Below are 16,048 nucleotides of genomic sequence, written 5' to 3' on the forward strand. Positions count from 1 at the left end.
TGCTCCTGTTGTGAACGAGGCCAATTGCCTCAATTCACAACATAGGCACGCACATCCCCCTGTGCAAAACACACACGCCGGCTCGGAGACTACCGCGACAGCGGTTTCGTCCCCCGCCGCATTGCAGACGTTCAACTCATGAGAGTTGATAACCAAGACTGGGTTGTTTCTGGACCATCACCAGCTCCATTTCTTCGGCAAGGGCATTTCAGGGACTTTATTGGGCTGCACCTGGCGCCTGAAATTCTGGGTAAAACCGGGGGTAAATTAGCTCAAATTTCGAAGTTGTCGATCAAACGCGTATTGCCAATTTTGGCGGCGCCCAGCACCACCAAGGCATCCCCCGCGGTCGGGGCCTGCAAATCGCTGCGGCGCCGTGCCACCAGGTAGTCCGGGTTCCAGCCGCGTGCCGTCAGGGTCGCCATGGCCTGGGCTTCCAGGGCGGCGATGTCGCTTGCGCCAGTTTGCAGGCCGGCGGCGATGCCCTTGAGCGCGAGCGACAGTTGCACCGCCTCGGCGCGTTCGCCTTCACTCAGGTAACCATTGCGTGATGACAGGGCCAGACCGTCTGGTGCACGCTCGGTCTCGCCGCCGATGATCTCGATGGGCAGGGCAAACTGTTGCACCATGCGCCGGATGATCATGAGTTGCTGGTAATCTTTTTGGCCAAACACGGCCACGCGCGGTTGCACGCAGGCAAATAGCTTCATCACCACGGTACAGACGCCGATGAAAAACCCGGGGCGAAAGAAGCCTTCCAGGATGTCAGCCAGCTCGGCTGGTGGATGCACCTTGAAAGTCTGGGGCTCGGGATACAGCTCTTTCTCGCTGGGGGCAAAGACCACATCGCAGCCTGCGGTTTCAAGTCGGGTGCAATCCGACTCCCAGGTTCTCGGGTACGTGTCAAAGTCCTCGTGCGGCAAAAACTGCAGGCGGTTGACAAAGATACTGACCACGGTGACATCACCCAAGGGCTTGGCCTGCCGCACCAGGGCCAGATGACCGTCGTGCAGGTTGCCCATGGTGGGAACAAAAGCGGGGTGTTTGAACGGTGCCAGGTGCGCGCGCAGTTCAGCAATGGTGTGGACGATTTTCATGGGGGAGCGCTTACCAGGCGTGTTTGGCGTTGTCGGGGAAGGTGCCGCCTTTGACGGCACTCACGTAAGCTTGCATGGCTTCCTTGATGCCGGGGGCATCGGCCATGAAGTTGTGGACGAATTTGGCCATCTTGCCCAGGTTCATGCCCAGCATGTCGTGCAGGACCAGTACCTGGCCCGCCGTGTCTTTGCCGGCGCCAATACCGATGGTCGGGCAATGCAGCAATTCGGCCGTCAATTCTGCTGCGAGTGCGGCAGGCACCATCTCCAGTACCAACAAGGTGGCGCCGGCGTCCTGCAGGGCGTGCGCTTGCTGTTTCAGCAAGGCTGCAGATTCGAGCGTCTTGCCTTGTACCCGGTAGCCGCCCAGGGCGTGCACGGTTTGCGGCGTCAGGCCCAGATGCGCGCACACGGGAATGCCGCGTTCGACCAGAAAACGCACGGTGTCCGTCGTCCAGCCGCCACCTTCTAGCTTGACCATGTGGGCCCCGGCCTGCATCAGCACGGCCGCGCTGTGCAGTGCCTGTTCTTTTGACTCATGGTAGGTGCCAAACGGCAGGTCCCCGACCAGCCAGGCCGTGGCCTGCGAGCGGCGCAAACCGCGCGCCACGCTTTCCACGTGGTAGCGCATGGTTTCCAACGAAACACCCACGGTGCTGCTCAGGCCCTGGCACACCATGCCCAAGGAGTCACCCACCAGAATGCACTCCACGCCCGCCGCGTCGGCGACAGCCGAAAACGTGGCGTCATAGGCGGTCAGCATGGTGATTTTTTCGCCCCTCGCATGCATCTCCAGCAAACGGGGCAAGCTGATGGGTTTGCGCAAGGCTGGCGCAGCGCTGGGGGGCAGGGTGCCGTAGGGGGACGCCGGGGCTGTGGTGGAGGCTGTCATGGTCGATTTTGGGCCAATTCAAACAAGGTGGGGCGAGTCTAGTCGATCCGGCTATGCTTCACGTCCATGAAAAATTTCACCACGACAGTGCCCAAAACCACGCGCCTATCTGACGTAAAGCCACAGGGCCGCCGCCTGCTGCGCTGTGCGCAAGGAGCACGCTCCTGATGCAAACGCTGATTGACTTTGCATCGCCTCACGCGGACGGAACGACGACAGCCCTGCATTGCGCCTTTGGTGTCCCGCGCCAGACTTTGATCGCCCGCACCGCGGCAGAGGTTGTGCCCTTGCTGGCGTCTGTTCAGACCCTGAGTCGGCAAGGCTTTTGGTGTGTCGGATACCTGCGCTACGAAGCCGCCCGGGCCTTTGACCCCGCGCTGGCGGTGCATGAGGCGCAGGGTCCGCTGGCCTGGTTTGGTGTTTTTGATGCCGCTTTGCCCTGGCCCGAGGCCGCGCCGGGTGTTGCCACCGTGGCGCAGTGGGAAGAGGGGCTGACCCGCCAAGCTTTTGATCAGGGTATGGCCGACATTCACCAAGGTATTGCGGCCGGCGAGTTTTACCAGCTCAACTACACCGCGCCCCTGACGGGCGAGCTGCAGGGCAGCCCGCGTGACCTCTTCATGGCCATGCGCCGGGCCCAACCGGGAGGCTATGGGGCCTTCATTGACACGGGCAGCGAACAGGTGCTGTCGGTTTCACCCGAACTGTTTTTTGACTGGGATGGCGAGCGCATTCTGATGCGCCCGATGAAGGGCACCGCGCCCCGCGGCGCCACGCCAGAAGACGATGCCGAACGGGCAGCCCAACTCCGGGCTTCAGCCAAGGAGTGTGCTGAAAACGTGATGATCGTGGATTTGATCCGCAACGACGTCTCCCGTATCGCCCAACCGTTTTCGGTGAAGGTGCCGCAGCTGTTCCAGCTGGAGGCCTTGCCCAGCGTGTGGCAAATGACCTCGGATGTGCAGGCCCTGACGAAACCCGGCACCACGCTGGCGGACGTGTTCACGGCCCTGTTTCCGTGTGGCTCCATCACCGGGGCGCCCAAGGTGCAGGCCATGCAGACGATTCGCCGTCTGGAGAGCGAGCCACGCGGCGTTTACTGCGGTGCCATTGGCGTGGTGCGCCCTGGCGGCGCGGCCACCTTCAATGTGGCCATTCGCACCGTGACCGTGCAGGGCCGTGCCGCCCGCTGCGGCATTGGCAGCGGCATCACGGCCGATGCCACGGCCGAGGGCGAGTGGCAGGAATGGCGCCACAAGCGCGCTTTTCTGACGCGCGCCAGCCAGTCCTTTGAACTGCTGGAGACGCTGGCGCTGGAGAACGGCGTCTTTCGCCACCTGACACGTCACCTGGCCCGGATGGCCGGTGCCGCCACCCATTTCGGCTACGTCTGGAACCCGGCGCAGGTCGAGGGCTGCCTGCAAGACCTGGCCGGCATGCATCCAGGGGGGCTGTGGCGGGTGCGCTTGTTGCTGGGGGTGGCGGGGCAGCCTGTGGCCCAGGCACATGCCATGGCGCCGTCGCCACCTCGCGTGCGCCTGGCGCTGGCCACCAGCCCACTGGCGGAGACCGACAGTGAGTTTGTGCGCTTCAAAACCACCCGGCGGGCTCACTACGACGCTTTTGCACCCACCTTGCCGGACGTGTTTGACACCTTGCTGTGGAACCCGCGCGGCGAGTTGACTGAATGCACGCGGGGCAATATAGCGGTGCAACTGGATGGGAGCTGGGTCACCCCCCCCTTGACCTCCGGGCTGCTGGCCGGTGTGGGCCGCGCGCGTTACCTTGACGAGGGCCTGCTGGTCGAATCCGTGGTGCGGGTGGACGATTTATCACGCGCCAGCGGCCTGGCTTTTATCAACAGCCTGCGCGGCTGGATGGCTGCCGACCTGATCTGAGCCGCCTGCGGGCGCGGGTGCCGCTTCAGGCTTTGAAGTTGAGCACGCAGCCGTCACCCAATGCTTCGCGCCAGACACGTACCTGCGCCAGGTTGTCGCGCAGGTCGGGCAGGGCATTGGCGATGAAGAGGCAGAGGTTTTCCAGTGTTGGTGCACCCAGGTGGGGCACCTCGTCGAGCAGGTGGTGGTCCAGCAGTTCGCGCACATCGCCCAGCCGGCGGCGCAGATGACCCAGGTCCAGCACCATGCCGCTGACGGGGTCCCGCTCACCGCCCAGGCTGACTTCTGCGTGGTAGGTGTGACCGTGGATGCGGCGGCTGCCTTCGGTTTCGATCTCCCGGTTCAAGGTGTGGGCGGCATCGAAAAAGAAGCGTTGGCTGATGGTGAATTGCATGGTGGTGAGTTTGGCCGTGGGACTCAGCGTATGCCGCTGATCTTGTGGGTTTGCAGGCTCAGGCGCCAGAGGGGCTGGGCCAGGCAGGCGCTGATGCAGGTGGCGGTGTTGGCCGCCTGGTCGGGTCCGTCCATGGGTTGCAGGTAGCGGTGTTGGAAGTTGCCCGTGCTGGCCATGGTTTGCAAGTCCAGTTCGGGTTGCGGCCAGACCAGTTTGAGTTCCTGTCCCTGCTGCTGCACCCACGGCGCGCCAGCCTTGGGGCTTACGCACAGCCAGTCAATGCCTTCAGGCGCGGGCAAGGAGCCATTGGTTTCCACCGCAATGCGAAAACTGCGTGCGTGCAAGGCATCAATCAGGTCGGTGTCGATCTGCAGCAGCGGCTCACCGCCGGTCAACACGACCAAGCGGTGGGCGGTATCGCCCGCGGGCCATTGCGCTTCAATCACCGCAGCGAGTTCGTCGGCCTGCACGAATTTTCCGCCCAGTGTGCCGTCGGTGCCGACAAAATCGGTGTCGCAAAAGCGGCAAATGGCGCTGGCGCGATCACTCTCGCGGCCGGTCCACAGGTTGCAGCCGGCAAAGCGGCAAAATACCGCCGGTGAACCCGCTTGTGCCCCTTCACCCTGCAGGGTGTAGAAAATTTCTTTGACGCTGTAATTCATGGGGTGAGCAAGAGCCCGTTCACGGCGTCAGGATGGTGGGCAGCGCCACCGGGGCGAGTTCCGGGTAGTCCCGGCTGAAGTGCAGGCCCCGGCTCTCGTGGCGGGCCTGGGCACTGCGCACGATCAGGTCCGCGACCTGGACCAGGTTGCGCAGCTCCAGCAGGTCCCGCGTCACATGGAAGCGGGCGTAAAACTCCTGAATTTCACCCTGCAGCAAGGCCACGCGGTGAGATGCACGCTCCAGCCGCTTGTTGGTGCGCACGATGCCCACGTAGTCCCACATGAAGCGGCGCAGTTCGTCCCAGTTGTGGGAGATCACCACGGTTTCATCGGCATCGGTCACACGGCTTTCGTCCCAGTCCGGCAGCACCGGCTCGGCGGCGACCGGGGCATGGTCAATCGCTTTGGCGGTGGCCTGGGCAAACACCATGCATTCCACCAGCGAGTTGCTCGCCAGGCGGTTGGCGCCGTGCAGGCCGGTGCAGGCGGTCTCGCCAATGGCATACAGACCGGCCACGTCGGTGCGTCCGGCCAGATCGGTCAATACCCCGCCACAGGTGTAATGGGCCGCAGGCACCACGGGAATGGGCTGCTTGGAGATGTCAATGCCCAGCTCCAGGCAGCGCGCATAGATGTTGGGAAAATGCTCTTGCAGGAAGCTCAGCGGTTGGTGCGAGATGTCGAGGTAGACGCAGTCAAAGCCGCCTTTTTTCATCTCGAAGTCGATGGCGCGTGCCACCACATCACGGGGTGCCAGCTCGGCGCGTTCGTCGTGCTGCGGCATAAAGCGGGTGCCGTCGGGCAGCAGCAGGCGGCCGCCTTCACCGCGAACCGCTTCGCTGATCAAAAAAGACTTGGCGTGGGGGTGGTAGAGGCAGGTGGGGTGGAACTGGATGAACTCCATGTTCTGCACTTTGCATCCCGCGCGCCATGCGGCGGCAATGCCATCGCCGGTGGCGGTGTCGGGGTTGGTGGTGTAGAGGTAGACCTTGCCTGCCCCGCCCGTGGCCAGGATCGTGTGCGGTGCCTGAAAGGTGAGCACTTCGTCGGTCACTTCGTCCAGCGCATACAAGCCCAGGCAATGGACGGGTTCGTCGCCCGGCTTGGCGTCGCTGCCCTGGAGCGACGCGAGTTTGGCGTCGGTGATCAGGTCCACCAGTGTGTGGTTCTCGAACAGGCTGATGTTGGGGGTCTGGCGCACGCGCTCGATCAGCGTGCGCTGCACGGCTGCGCCCGTGGCATCGGTCACATGCACAATGCGCCGCGCGCTGTGGCCGCCTTCGCGGGTCAGGTGCAGCTGGCCAGCTTCTTCAGAGAAGGGCACGCCCATGCTTTGCAGCCAGGCAATGGCTTGCGGGGCTTGTTCGACCACAAAGCGGGTGGCGTCCAGGTCGCACAGGCCTGCGCCGGCAATCAGGGTGTCGTCGACGTGGGCTTCAAAGCTGTCGTCTTTGCTCCAGACGGCGGCAATACCGCCCTGGGCCCAGCCGCTGGAGCCTTCGTGAACCGCGCGCTTGGTGATGACGGCAACGCGCCGGGTGGTGCTCAGCAGCAGGGCGGCGCTCAGTCCGGCCAGGCCGCTGCCGACAATCAGCACGTCAAAATGGTGGGTAGTAGACATGTCAGGGGTGACGGAGTGTCACGGTTCGTGCATTCAAGCAGGTGAGTAGGCCAGGCGGACGTAAATGGGGGCAAATACTTCGGCCTGGGTGATTTCAATCAGGGTTTCTTTGGCCAGTTCCAGCATCGCGATGAAGGTCACGACCAGCACGGGCGTGCCTTGGGTCGCGTCAAACAGTTCCTCAAATTCGACAAAACGGCGGCCCTGGAGTTTCTTGAGCATCATGCTCATGTGCTCCCGCACCGACAGTTCTTCGCGGGTGATCTTGTGATGCTGCACCAGTTTGGCACGCTTCAGAATGTCGCGCCAGGCTTCCTGCAGATCAACCACGCTCACGTCGGGGAAACGCGGTTGCATGGACTGCTCGATAAAGACCTGTGCCTTGAGAAAGTCGCGACCAAATTGCGGCACGGCGTTCAGCTTGGCCCCGGCCAGCTTCATCTGTTCGTATTCCAGCAGGCGGCGCACCAGCTCGGCGCGCGGGTCTTCGACCTCTTCGCCCTCGGCCACCTTTTTGGGCGGCAGCAGCATGCGTGACTTGATCTCGATCAGCATGGCGGCCATCAGCAGGTATTCGGCAGCCAGTTCCAGGTTGCGGCCACGAATCTCGTCCACGTAGACCAGGTATTGGCGCGTCACGCCCGCCATGGGGATGTCCAGAATATTGAAATTCTGCTTGCGGATCAGATAGAGCAGCAGGTCCAGCGGACCTTCAAAGGCTTCAAGAAAGACCTCCAGCGCGTCCGGCGGGATGTACAAATCCTGCGGCATGGCGAACAGCGGCTCGCCATACAGGCGTGCAACGGCCACATGGTCAACCACATCCGGCATGGCGGCCAGTACAGGCGCATGGGCGGCGGCCAGCGCGCTGCGGTCAACTTTGACGCTCATTGATTAGCTATTAAATATGTAGCTGCTTGCGCAATGAATACGAGGGCTAGAGGCTGATTTGACTAAAAATAGCTTACTTGGCGTCGGTTTGGTAGACGTAGGGCTTTTGCTCTACCTCGGCTTCACGGTATTCGCTCCAGGCGCTGCGGTCTACTTCCTTGTCCCACAGCAGGTCACGGCCCTGGCGCTGCTTGGCTTCCAGCGCCGGGTCTTTGGCTTTGAGCTGGTCAATGAACTGCGTGGCTTCGGATTGGTATTTGGGGCGGTAGAAAATATTCATGCGAGGTCCTCTTTGCTGCATTTTACCGGGGCACTGGCGGCGGGCTGGGCAGGCGCCAGTACCGCTGCCATGCCGGCGGAAAGGTGGGGGTAAAAGTGTTGGATGCCCAGGCCGGACACAAAGCCGCAGCGCTGGGCGATGTCCAGCGGCTGATGGCTCAGCCCGCAGACCACCAGGCGAACCCCCGCCTTGGCACAGGCGCGGGCCAGGTCGTTCAGCGTGTCGGCGCCTGACGAATCTATATAGATGACATTTTTCAGATCCAGCACCAGCGCCTCGCGCGGCAAATGGTCCTGCAGGTCTTCGATCAGTTTTACCGCACCAAAAAACAGGGCGCCGTAAAGCCGGTAGCCCGCCACTTGTCCCGGGAGGGCCGCCAGGGCGGGGAAGTCTGCCTCCTGGACGGACTCGCAGCGGGACAGGCTGGAGATGCGGTAGATGAAGGTGACGCAGGCAGCGACCAGCCCCACTTCGACCGCGACGGTCAGATCAAATACCACGGTCAGCAAAAAGACCGAGAGCAGCGTGATGCGGTAGGGCAGGCGGAACTGGCGCAAATGCACAAACTCGCGCCATTCACCCATGTTCCAGGCGACAAACATGAGGATGGCTGCCATGGCAGCCAGCGGAATGTCCTGCGCCAGTGGGGCTGCCAGCACCATCACCAGCAGCAAGGTGAGGGCGTGGACGATGCCGGCCACCGGGCTGGTGGCACCGCTTTTGACGTTGGTCACCGTGCGTGCGATGGTGCCGGTGGCGGGCATGCCACCAAAGAAGGGCGTGACGAAGTTGGCAATGCCTTGGGCCATCAACTCCTGGTTGGGGTTGTGGCGGTCGTCAATCATGCCGTCGGCCACCCGCGCGCACAGCAAGGACTCGATGGCGCCGAGCAAGGCCAGGGTAACGGCCGGAATGAACAGGAAGCGCGCGGACTCCCAGGAGAAGTCCGGCCACTGCAGCCCCGGCAGCCCCGAGGGAATGCCGCCAAACCGGCTGCCAATGGTCTCTACCGGCAATTTCAGCAGCGAGACGCACAGCGTCGCCAGGACCAGCGCCACCACCGAGCCAGGCAGCAGGGCCAGGCGTGCCGCCCAGAGGCGTGTCCGGCCCAGTTGCGGCATGCCAAATTGCCAAAAAAGAATAATGCCCAGGCACGCGATGGCCACGGCCGTGGCGCTGGGGTTGTAGGTCGGCAGCGCGTCTTTCAGCGTCGACAGCATGCCAAAAAAGTTGGCGGGCATGGCAGTCACACGCAGGCCCAGAAATTCCTTGACCTGTGACAGCGCAATCAGTACCGCAATGCCGTTGGTGAAGCCGATGACCACGGCTACTGGAATGAACCGGATCAGCGTGCCGAGCTTGAAAAACCCCATCGCAAACAGCATCACGCCTGACATGGCGGTGGCAATGATCAGGTTGGCCAGGCCGTAGCGGTCCACGATGCCATACACAATGACAATGAACGCCCCGGCCGGTCCGCCAATTTGCACCCGGCTGCCCCCCAGGATCGAGATCAGCAGGCCCGCAATGATGGCGGTGAACAGACCCGCCTCGGGCTTGAGGCCGCTGGCAATGGCAAAGGCCATGGCCAGTGGCAGGGCCACGACGCCCACCGTCAGCCCTGCACCAAGGTCCTTGACGAATCGTTGCTGGTTGTAGCCCTGCAGCGCATCCACCAAACGGGGCCTGAAAAAAGACAGGGCTGAGAGCAGGGGGCGTTGACCGGGTGGATGGGACATTGACAAAGTAGGGAGTCAGTGATCAGGAAAGGGCTGGTTTTTTTGCGAGCTTAGCGGGGGGCCAGACGCTGCTGGGCGTCCGTCCACAGCGGGCGCAGCACCACCAACAGCAACAAAATAGCCAGCGGTACGGTGCTGATGAAGCCGGCGTATTTGAACCCGGCGGCGCCCATGAGGCCGCCCCCCAGAAAACCGGCAATCAGCTTGCCCTGCAAACGCAGCTTGTCACGGTTGGCGAGCACCCGGGTCGTGCCCTCGCCAGCGTTGATGTAGACCAGCTTGCCCAGCTCAATGCCCATGTCGGTGACCAACCCGGTCACGTGGGTGGTGCGGATTTCCGCCCGGGAAATTTTGGTAATGACCGCGTTTTGCAGTCCCATGATGAAGCACAGCAACACCACGGTCAACGGCGCAAACAGCTGGGCCGCCACATTCATGGCGCTGCCAAACAGCCCGAAGATCAGCAGCAAAAAGGCTTCCAGCAACAGCGGCAGGCCATAGGCGCTGTGCAATTCGCGTCGCAGTCCCCAGTTGACCAGAATGGCGGTGCACATGGCACCCCCCACAAACGCCAGCAGCATCACCACGCCAACCAGCGCCACGGTGATGTTGCCCAGCACGACGGAGTCTGCAATCGATGACACCACGCCCGTCATGTGGGAGGTGTATTGCCCCACGGCCAAAAAACCTCCGGCGTTGGCGGCCCCGGCCACAAAGGCCAGGGTGACGCCCAGACGCGTATTGGTCTGGACGGTGCGCTGGGCGTCCGTCCAGCCGCGTATCAGGGGAATCATGGGTGCGCCAACATCGGGCTTGCAGGGACTTAGCGCACGCGCATGCCGGGCGTGGCACCTGGCCAGGGGGTCAGGATGTGGATGCCGGGGTGGGCTTTTTCATTGGCATGGCTGGCGGCCAGCACCATGCCTTCGCTGATGCCGAATTTCATCTTGCGCGGCGCCAGGTTGGCGACCATCAGGGTGAACTGGCCCACCAGATCGGCCGGTTGGTAGACGCTGGCGATGCCGCTGAACACATTGCGGGTGTTGGCTTCGCCCACGTCCAGCGTCAGGCGCAGGAGCTTGGTGGAGCCCTCCACCGTCTCGCAGTTCACGATCCTGGCGATGCGCAGGTCAATCTTGCTGAAGTCGTCAATGCCGATGACGGGGGCAATGTCCTCACCACCAGGTGCTACTGTTTCAATAGCTTCCTCCGCAGGTTCCACGGGGGCTGCAGCCTCAAACAATGCTTCAAGCTGCTTGATGTCAACGCGTTGCATCAGGTGTTGGTACGGCGCAATGGCCACCACGTCGGTGGCGACGTCCCAGTCGTCCATGGGGCAATTCACAAAACCTTGCACCGCATGCGCCAGCGAGGGCAGCACGGGCACCAGGTAACGGGTGAGCACGGCAAAGGTGTTGATCAGCACCGAGCACACCTGGTGCAGGGCCTCGTTGTTGGCGGCGTCCTTGGCCAGGTCCCAGGGCTTGTTCTGGTCCACATAGGCGTTGACCTTGTCGGCCAGCAGCATGATCTCGCGGGTGGCCTTGCCAAATTCACGCGTCTCGTAGAACTGGGCAATCGTGTCGCTGGCGCCCCGCACCTCGGCCAGCAGGGCGCTGCCGGTGGTGCCAAACTGCTGGGTGAGTTGGCCGTCAAAACGCTTGGTCAAAAATCCCGCAGCGCGCGAGGCGATGTTGACAAACTTGCCAATCAGGTCGCTGTTGACCCGGGCCATGAAGTCGTCGGCATTAAAGTCGATGTCTTCGTTGCGGGCGGACAGTTTGGCCGCCAGGTAGTAACGCAGCCACTCGGGGTTCATGCCCAGGCCCAGGTACTTGAGCGGGTCCAGCCCCGTGCCGCGGCTCTTGCTCATTTTTTCGCCGTTGTGCACGGTCAAAAAGCCGTGCACAAAGATATTGTCAGGCGTCTTGCGGCCGCTGAAATGCAGCATGGCTGGCCAGAACAGGGTGTGGAAGGTGACGATGTCCTTGCCAATGAAGTGGTACTGCTCCAGCGCCGGATCGGCCATGTAGGCCGCATAGTCCTGCCCGCGCTTGTCCAGCAGGTTCTTCAATGAGGCCAGGTAGCCCACCGGCGCGTCCAGCCACACATAAAAATACTTGCCCGGTGCATCGGGAATTTCAATGCCAAAGTAAGGCGCGTCGCGGGAAATATCCCAGTCGCCCAGGCCTTCGCTGGTGCTGCCGTCCGGGTTGGTGCGCACCGTGAACCACTCCTTGACCTTGTTGGCCACCTCCGGCTGCAGCTTGCCGTCTTGCGTCCATTGCTCCAGAAAGGCAACGCAGCGCTCGTCAGACAGCTTGAAGAAGAAGTGCTCCGAGCTTTTGAGTACGGGCGTGGCGCCTGACAGGGCGGAGTAGGGTTTGATCAGGTCGGTGGGGGCGTAGACCGCGCCACACACCTCGCAGTTGTCGCCGTACTGGTCCTTGGCGTGGCATTTGGGACACTCGCCCTTGATGAAGCGGTCCGGCAGAAACATGTTCTTGTCGGCATCAAAGAACTGCTCGATGGTTTTGGTCTCGATCAGCGAGCCCTGCGGGTTGTCACGCAGGTCGCGGTAGATCTGGCGGGCCAGTTCGTGGTTCTCGGGCGCGTCGGTGCTGTGCCAGTTGTCAAAGCTGATGTGAAAGCCGTCCAGGTAAGGTTTGCGCCCGGCGGCAATGTCGGCCACAAACTGCTGCGGCGTCTTGCCCGCTTTTTCGGCTGCAATCATGATGGGGGCGCCATGTGCGTCGTCGGCACCCACAAAATTGACCGCATGCCCCTGCATGCGTTGGAAGCGCACCCAGATATCAGCCTGGATGTATTCCATGATGTGGCCGATGTGGAAGTTTCCGTTGGCGTAGGGCAGGGCGGTGGTGACAAAGAGTTTGCGTGACATCGGGGAATAACTTTCTAGAGACTGGCCCGATTTTAGTCGGCGGGTTTGACGCCGCTGGGCCCCCGCCCCTGCAAAACCGCCACCTTAGCGCAAACGCAGGGGGTCGCGCCGCCGTTCGATCAGGGGTTTGTTGCCAGGCAGCAGGCCAGCGGGTTCCGGGTTGGGGTTTGTCCAGCCAAAAAACGCACACACCTCGCTTTGCTGGCGTTGTGTGTCGGCATAGCCCAGCGCCATCAGCTCCTGTGTGTACGCACTCTCAAACAACAGGTAGCTGGCCAGTGCGGCACCTTTGACATCGGATTTGTCGCCAGAAACCCCGACGCCACCCAGCATGGTGCGCACGGCGGCTGGCAAATCACCCACATGGCGGGCCGCGATGGCATCCACCCGCTGGGAAGGCGCGATGACCAGCAACTCCACCGGCCGCAGGGCGCTCGCACCGCGGGCCTCGGGCGGCACCAGGGAAAGGGTCTGGTTGATACGGCGCACCCGCTCCACGTCCACCGCCAGCGAGTCCAGAAAGATGCTGGACAGGGCATGCCCGGCAATGTGCGCCAAAGAAGGGTAGGTGTTGTTGGTTTTGACGTCAGTTTCCGCCTTGGGCTCGTGCATGCGTCCGGCACCCACCACCAGCACCTTGGTTGCGCCCAAATGGATGGCGGCCGCCACGGGGGCCGACTGGCGCATGGAGCCGTCGCCAAAGTATTCGGTCTGCCCCTCAATGTCCAGGGCAGTGGCTGGAAAAACAAACGGAATGGCTGATGAAGCCAGCAGGTGGGCATGCGTAATGCGGCTGCGCACGGCACGGCGCTGTGATCGCAACCAGCTCATCAGCCGTTTGTCGCCCTCAAAAAAGGTGATGTGGTCACCCGAACTGTAGCTGGAGGCTGTGACGGCCAGTGCCTGTACATGGCCCTGGCGGATGAGTTCGGGCAGGCGATCCAGTGGTACCAGGCTGTTCAGCAGTTCTTCCAGCGGGCTGTTGTCCAGCAGCGAGCGTGGTTTCATCCGCCGCCACTTGGCCACCAGCCAGCCCAGCGACAGGAGCGTCATCCACGTGGCACCCGAGCGCAGCATGCTCAAGGAGTCGGCCCGGTAGACCTGATGCGCCTTGAAGTTCTTCCATACGTCAACAATGCGGCGAACTGCGTTGTCGAAATCGTCTGCCCCGCAGGCCAGCGCGGCGGCATTGATGGCACCGGCCGATGTCCCTGTGATCACGGGAAACAGGTTGGACTGCGTTGGCGCCCCGGTGGCCTTGCGGAGATCGGCAATGGCTTCCAGCACGCCCACCTGGTAGGCAGCGCGCGCGCCGCCGCCGGTCAGCAGCAGGCCGGTAACGGGAGGTGTGGGCGCATCGGTGGACATGATTTTGATTATGGGCCGCTGGTCAGCGCGAAAGCCCGAAAAACAGCGGTTTTAACCCGACATTTGGGGTAAACCCCGATTTGCCTGCCTTCCTGAAGGCCAAACAGTCTTCGCTAGACTACATGCCTTCAGGAGTAATCAATGGCCGTGACAGAACAGATACTGATGGACGCACTCAAGAGTGTGGTCGATCCCAATACCGGACGAGACTTCGTGTCGTCCAAATCCATCAAGAATTTCACGATCACCGAGGGTGATGTGGCTTTTGACGTTGAACTGGGCTATCCCGCCAAGAGTCAGATCCCCGGCTTTCGCAAGGCGCTGATTGCCGCAGCCAAGAGCGTGGCGGGCGTGGACAACGTCTCGGTCAATGTCAACATGAAGATCGTGCCGCACTCGGTGCAGCGTGGCGTGCAGTTGTTGCCCAAGGTGAAGAACATTGTGGCGGTGGCCTCGGGCAAAGGCGGCGTCGGCAAGAGCACCACCGCCGTCAACCTGGCCCTGGCCCTGGCCGCTGAAGGCGCCAGCGTGGGTCTGCTCGATGCCGATATTTACGGCCCCAGCGTGCCCATGATGATGGGCATCACCGGCAAGCCCGAGAGCGAAGACGGGCAGACCATGGAGCCGCTGGAGAACTACGGCGTGCAGGTCATGTCGATCGGTTTTCTGGTCGCGCAGGACGAAGCCATGATCTGGCGCGGCCCCATGGCCACCCAGGCGCTGGAGCAGTTGCTGCGCCAGACCAACTGGCGTGATCTGGACTACCTCATTGTGGACATGCCCCCCGGCACCGGTGACATTCAGCTCACCCTCTCGCAGCGCGTGCCCATGACGGGCGCTGTGGTGGTCACCACCCCGCAGGACATTGCGCTGCTGGATGCCAAAAAAGGCATCAAGATGTTTGAAAAAGTCGGCGTACCGATTCTGGGCATCGTGGAAAACATGGCGGTGCACGTGTGCACGAACTGCGGCCACGTAGAGCATATTTTTGGCGCGGACGGCGGCAGACGAATGGCCGCCGACTACGGCATGGACTACCTGGGTGCACTGCCTTTGAACATGCAGATTCGCCTGCAGGCCGACAACGGCAAGCCGACTGTGGTGTCGGATCCTGACAGCGATGTGGCCGTGATCTACAAAGCCGTGGCACGCAAGGTGGCGGTGTCGATCGCGGCCAAGAACAAGGACTTCTCGTCCAAGTTCCCATCCATCAAAATCTCGAAAGACACCTGATCGGCGCTGCACGAGCACCGGCATTTTGGCCGCGCTGGCGTTGGCAAAAGACGCCGCCCGGCTGAGCCATGCTGCTGCGCACAGCGGTCTGCTGGTGGGGTAGTGCATCCCTCTGGGGTATTCGAAATCAGCACACTGGCTGTTCGTCTCATTCAGGGTGGGCAGTCACGCCCTCTGAACCCCGGCACAGTAGCCAGAACGACAAGACTGGAACAACGACCCATTGCGCCACCGGTGACAGGCCAATGCCCCACAGCTGGGGCATGGCCGATGCGTAAGCCCAACTGCGGGTCACAACCGTGTTGTTCCATTCGCTGAATACGGTGTACCCAATGCCCAGAAAAATCGTGACGATGGCCACGGCCCGAAAATTCCGCGCAGGCCACGCCTGATTCCCGGCCAAGACCACAGCGGCCAGCAGGCTGAAAAACGCAATCAACACATCGCCTGCGGTGCAATGCACGACGGCGAACACGATGTCACGCGTGCTGCCTTGCGCCCAAATTGTGTAGAGGGGCAGTTGCCCGATTTCCCAAAAAAGATGCCACAGACCCGTCCACATGAGATAGCGCTTCATGGCATGGCCCTGCGTCCGCCAGATGCTTTGGGTTGTTCGTGGTGTGAAGCGATTCATGGTGGGCTGGCGTGAAAATTTCAATGTACCCCAAACAAGATTTGATCGGTTTCTTGCAGGACTGTTGCCTGGCGCACTGACGGCCTGGCGGTAGACCTGTATCTTTCTCTGGACTCCCCGATGGGAGCTTTCTGGTGCATTTGGTATTTCCCCTTGTTTTTTGTGTGGAGTTCACGATGTCCTCTCTGTATAGAAATCTCCTGGGTTGCGCCCTTGTTATCGCCGGCATCGGCGCCTGGCCCCATGCTCTGGCGCAGAGTGCGCAGCCCTCTGTCCTGGGTGATGGAACCTACGCTGCCACTGTCACCGTTGATGTGCCCACTTTTCAGCGTGAATTGAAAGACAAGGATCTTTGGTCCAAGCTGGTGAGCGCCACGTTTCATTTCAAACTGCTGGATGGAAAACTGACAGAGGTCTCCACGGTGGGTCAATAAAGT

At 61.9% G+C, this 16,048-nt stretch carries 15 protein-coding genes; 3 read left to right on the top strand and 12 right to left on the bottom strand.

The features are described from left to right. Positions 1–272: 272 nt before the first annotated feature. Complete coding sequence (panC, locus tag AC097N_RS19310) at positions 273–1,097, bottom strand: pantoate--beta-alanine ligase (RefSeq protein WP_479583697.1); 825 nt, start codon at positions 1,095–1,097, stop codon at positions 273–275. 10 nt (positions 1,098–1,107) lie between these two features. Beyond that, a complete protein-coding gene (panB, locus tag AC097N_RS19315; RefSeq protein WP_479583698.1) occupies positions 1,108–1,989 on the bottom strand; it encodes a 3-methyl-2-oxobutanoate hydroxymethyltransferase in 882 nt (293 codons plus the stop codon). A gap of 167 nt (positions 1,990–2,156) precedes the next feature. Here panB and pabB point away from each other — a divergent pair, with 167 nt between their 5' ends. Further along, the gene (pabB, locus tag AC097N_RS19320) at positions 2,157–3,887 is read left to right on the top strand and encodes an aminodeoxychorismate synthase component I (protein WP_479583699.1); all 1,731 of its coding nucleotides are present in this window, start codon (positions 2,157–2,159) and stop codon (positions 3,885–3,887) included. A gap of 25 nt (positions 3,888–3,912) precedes the next feature. On the opposite strand, the gene AC097N_RS19325 is transcribed toward pabB, so the two are convergent. The 9 genes from AC097N_RS19325 to AC097N_RS19365 all read right to left on the bottom strand — a co-directional run bounded on the left by AC097N_RS19325 (position 3,913) and on the right by AC097N_RS19365 (position 13,744). Next, positions 3,913–4,281, bottom strand: a complete 369-nt coding sequence (locus tag AC097N_RS19325; protein ID WP_479583700.1) for a 6-carboxytetrahydropterin synthase — start codon at positions 4,279–4,281, stop codon at positions 3,913–3,915. A gap of 23 nt (positions 4,282–4,304) precedes the next feature. After that, positions 4,305–4,943 carry a 7-carboxy-7-deazaguanine synthase gene (gene queE / locus AC097N_RS19330; RefSeq protein WP_479583701.1) on the bottom strand — a complete coding sequence of 213 codons (639 nt, stop codon included), beginning with the start codon at positions 4,941–4,943 and terminating at the stop codon, positions 4,305–4,307. Between the two features lie 19 nt (positions 4,944–4,962). Beyond that, positions 4,963–6,564, bottom strand: a complete 1,602-nt coding sequence (gene nadB / locus AC097N_RS19335; RefSeq protein WP_479583702.1) for an L-aspartate oxidase — start codon at positions 6,562–6,564, stop codon at positions 4,963–4,965. A 33-nt stretch (positions 6,565–6,597) separates the two neighbouring features. After that, entirely contained in the window at positions 6,598–7,395 is a 798-nt protein-coding gene (locus AC097N_RS19340; protein ID WP_479583740.1) for a segregation and condensation protein A, read from the bottom strand. Positions 7,396–7,528: 133 nt separating this feature from the next. Continuing rightward, complete coding sequence (locus AC097N_RS19345; RefSeq protein WP_479583703.1) at positions 7,529–7,735, bottom strand: DUF3460 family protein; 207 nt, start codon at positions 7,733–7,735, stop codon at positions 7,529–7,531. Further along, complete coding sequence (locus AC097N_RS19350; RefSeq protein WP_479583704.1) at positions 7,732–9,474, bottom strand: SulP family inorganic anion transporter; 1,743 nt, start codon at positions 9,472–9,474, stop codon at positions 7,732–7,734. Before AC097N_RS19350 ends, AC097N_RS19345 begins: the two co-directional genes overlap by 4 nt. A gap of 50 nt (positions 9,475–9,524) precedes the next feature. After that, positions 9,525–10,268, bottom strand: coding sequence for a YoaK family protein (locus AC097N_RS19355; RefSeq protein ID WP_479583705.1), 744 nt, complete (start codon positions 10,266–10,268; stop codon positions 9,525–9,527). 29 nt (positions 10,269–10,297) lie between these two features. Then, positions 10,298–12,376, bottom strand: coding sequence for a methionine--tRNA ligase (gene metG / locus AC097N_RS19360; RefSeq protein ID WP_479583706.1), 2,079 nt, complete (start codon positions 12,374–12,376; stop codon positions 10,298–10,300). 84 nt (positions 12,377–12,460) lie between these two features. Continuing rightward, a complete protein-coding gene (locus AC097N_RS19365) occupies positions 12,461–13,744 on the bottom strand; it encodes a patatin-like phospholipase family protein (protein ID WP_479583707.1) in 1,284 nt (427 codons plus the stop codon). Positions 13,745–13,885: 141 nt separating this feature from the next. Here AC097N_RS19365 and apbC point away from each other — a divergent pair, with 141 nt between their 5' ends. After that, on the top strand, positions 13,886–14,977 hold the full coding sequence (gene apbC / locus AC097N_RS19370) for an iron-sulfur cluster carrier protein ApbC (RefSeq protein WP_479583708.1): 1,092 nt from the start codon (positions 13,886–13,888) through the stop codon (positions 14,975–14,977). A 148-nt stretch (positions 14,978–15,125) separates the two neighbouring features. On the opposite strand, the gene AC097N_RS19375 is transcribed toward apbC, so the two are convergent. After that, the gene (locus AC097N_RS19375; RefSeq protein WP_479583709.1) at positions 15,126–15,611 is read right to left on the bottom strand and encodes a hypothetical protein; all 486 of its coding nucleotides are present in this window, start codon (positions 15,609–15,611) and stop codon (positions 15,126–15,128) included. Positions 15,612–15,787: 176 nt separating this feature from the next. Here AC097N_RS19375 and AC097N_RS19380 point away from each other — a divergent pair, with 176 nt between their 5' ends. Then, positions 15,788–16,045, top strand: coding sequence for a hypothetical protein (locus AC097N_RS19380; protein WP_479583710.1), 258 nt, complete (start codon positions 15,788–15,790; stop codon positions 16,043–16,045). Positions 16,046–16,048 lie beyond the last annotated feature (3 nt).

The organism is Rhodoferax sp. LS1R11 (assembly GCF_056521395.1).

Excerpts from the sequence above, each read along its gene's own strand:
- AC097N_RS19375 (WP_479583709.1), bottom strand. The coding sequence starts at position 15,611 with ATGAATCGCTTCACACCACGAACAACCCAAAGCATCTGGCGGACGCAG.
- AC097N_RS19345 (WP_479583703.1), bottom strand. The coding sequence starts at position 7,735 with ATGAATATTTTCTACCGCCCCAAATACCAATCCGAAGCCACGCAGTTC.
- AC097N_RS19365 (WP_479583707.1), bottom strand. The coding sequence starts at position 13,744 with ATGTCCACCGATGCGCCCACACCTCCCGTTACCGGCCTGCTGCTGACC.
- metG (WP_479583706.1), bottom strand. The coding sequence starts at position 12,376 with ATGTCACGCAAACTCTTTGTCACCACCGCCCTGCCCTACGCCAACGGA.
- queE (WP_479583701.1), bottom strand. The coding sequence starts at position 4,943 with ATGAATTACAGCGTCAAAGAAATTTTCTACACCCTGCAGGGTGAAGGG.
- apbC (WP_479583708.1), top strand. The coding sequence starts at position 13,886 with ATGGCCGTGACAGAACAGATACTGATGGACGCACTCAAGAGTGTGGTC.
- AC097N_RS19380 (WP_479583710.1), top strand. The coding sequence starts at position 15,788 with ATGTCCTCTCTGTATAGAAATCTCCTGGGTTGCGCCCTTGTTATCGCC.
- panB (WP_479583698.1), bottom strand. The coding sequence starts at position 1,989 with ATGACAGCCTCCACCACAGCCCCGGCGTCCCCCTACGGCACCCTGCCC.
- AC097N_RS19355 (WP_479583705.1), bottom strand. The coding sequence starts at position 10,268 with ATGATTCCCCTGATACGCGGCTGGACGGACGCCCAGCGCACCGTCCAG.
- AC097N_RS19350 (WP_479583704.1), bottom strand. The coding sequence starts at position 9,474 with ATGTCCCATCCACCCGGTCAACGCCCCCTGCTCTCAGCCCTGTCTTTT.
- panC (WP_479583697.1), bottom strand. The coding sequence starts at position 1,097 with ATGAAAATCGTCCACACCATTGCTGAACTGCGCGCGCACCTGGCACCG.
- pabB (WP_479583699.1), top strand. The coding sequence starts at position 2,157 with ATGCAAACGCTGATTGACTTTGCATCGCCTCACGCGGACGGAACGACG.
- AC097N_RS19340 (WP_479583740.1), bottom strand. The coding sequence starts at position 7,395 with ATGCCGGATGTGGTTGACCATGTGGCCGTTGCACGCCTGTATGGCGAG.
- AC097N_RS19325 (WP_479583700.1), bottom strand. The coding sequence starts at position 4,281 with ATGCAATTCACCATCAGCCAACGCTTCTTTTTCGATGCCGCCCACACC.
- nadB (WP_479583702.1), bottom strand. The coding sequence starts at position 6,564 with ATGTCTACTACCCACCATTTTGACGTGCTGATTGTCGGCAGCGGCCTG.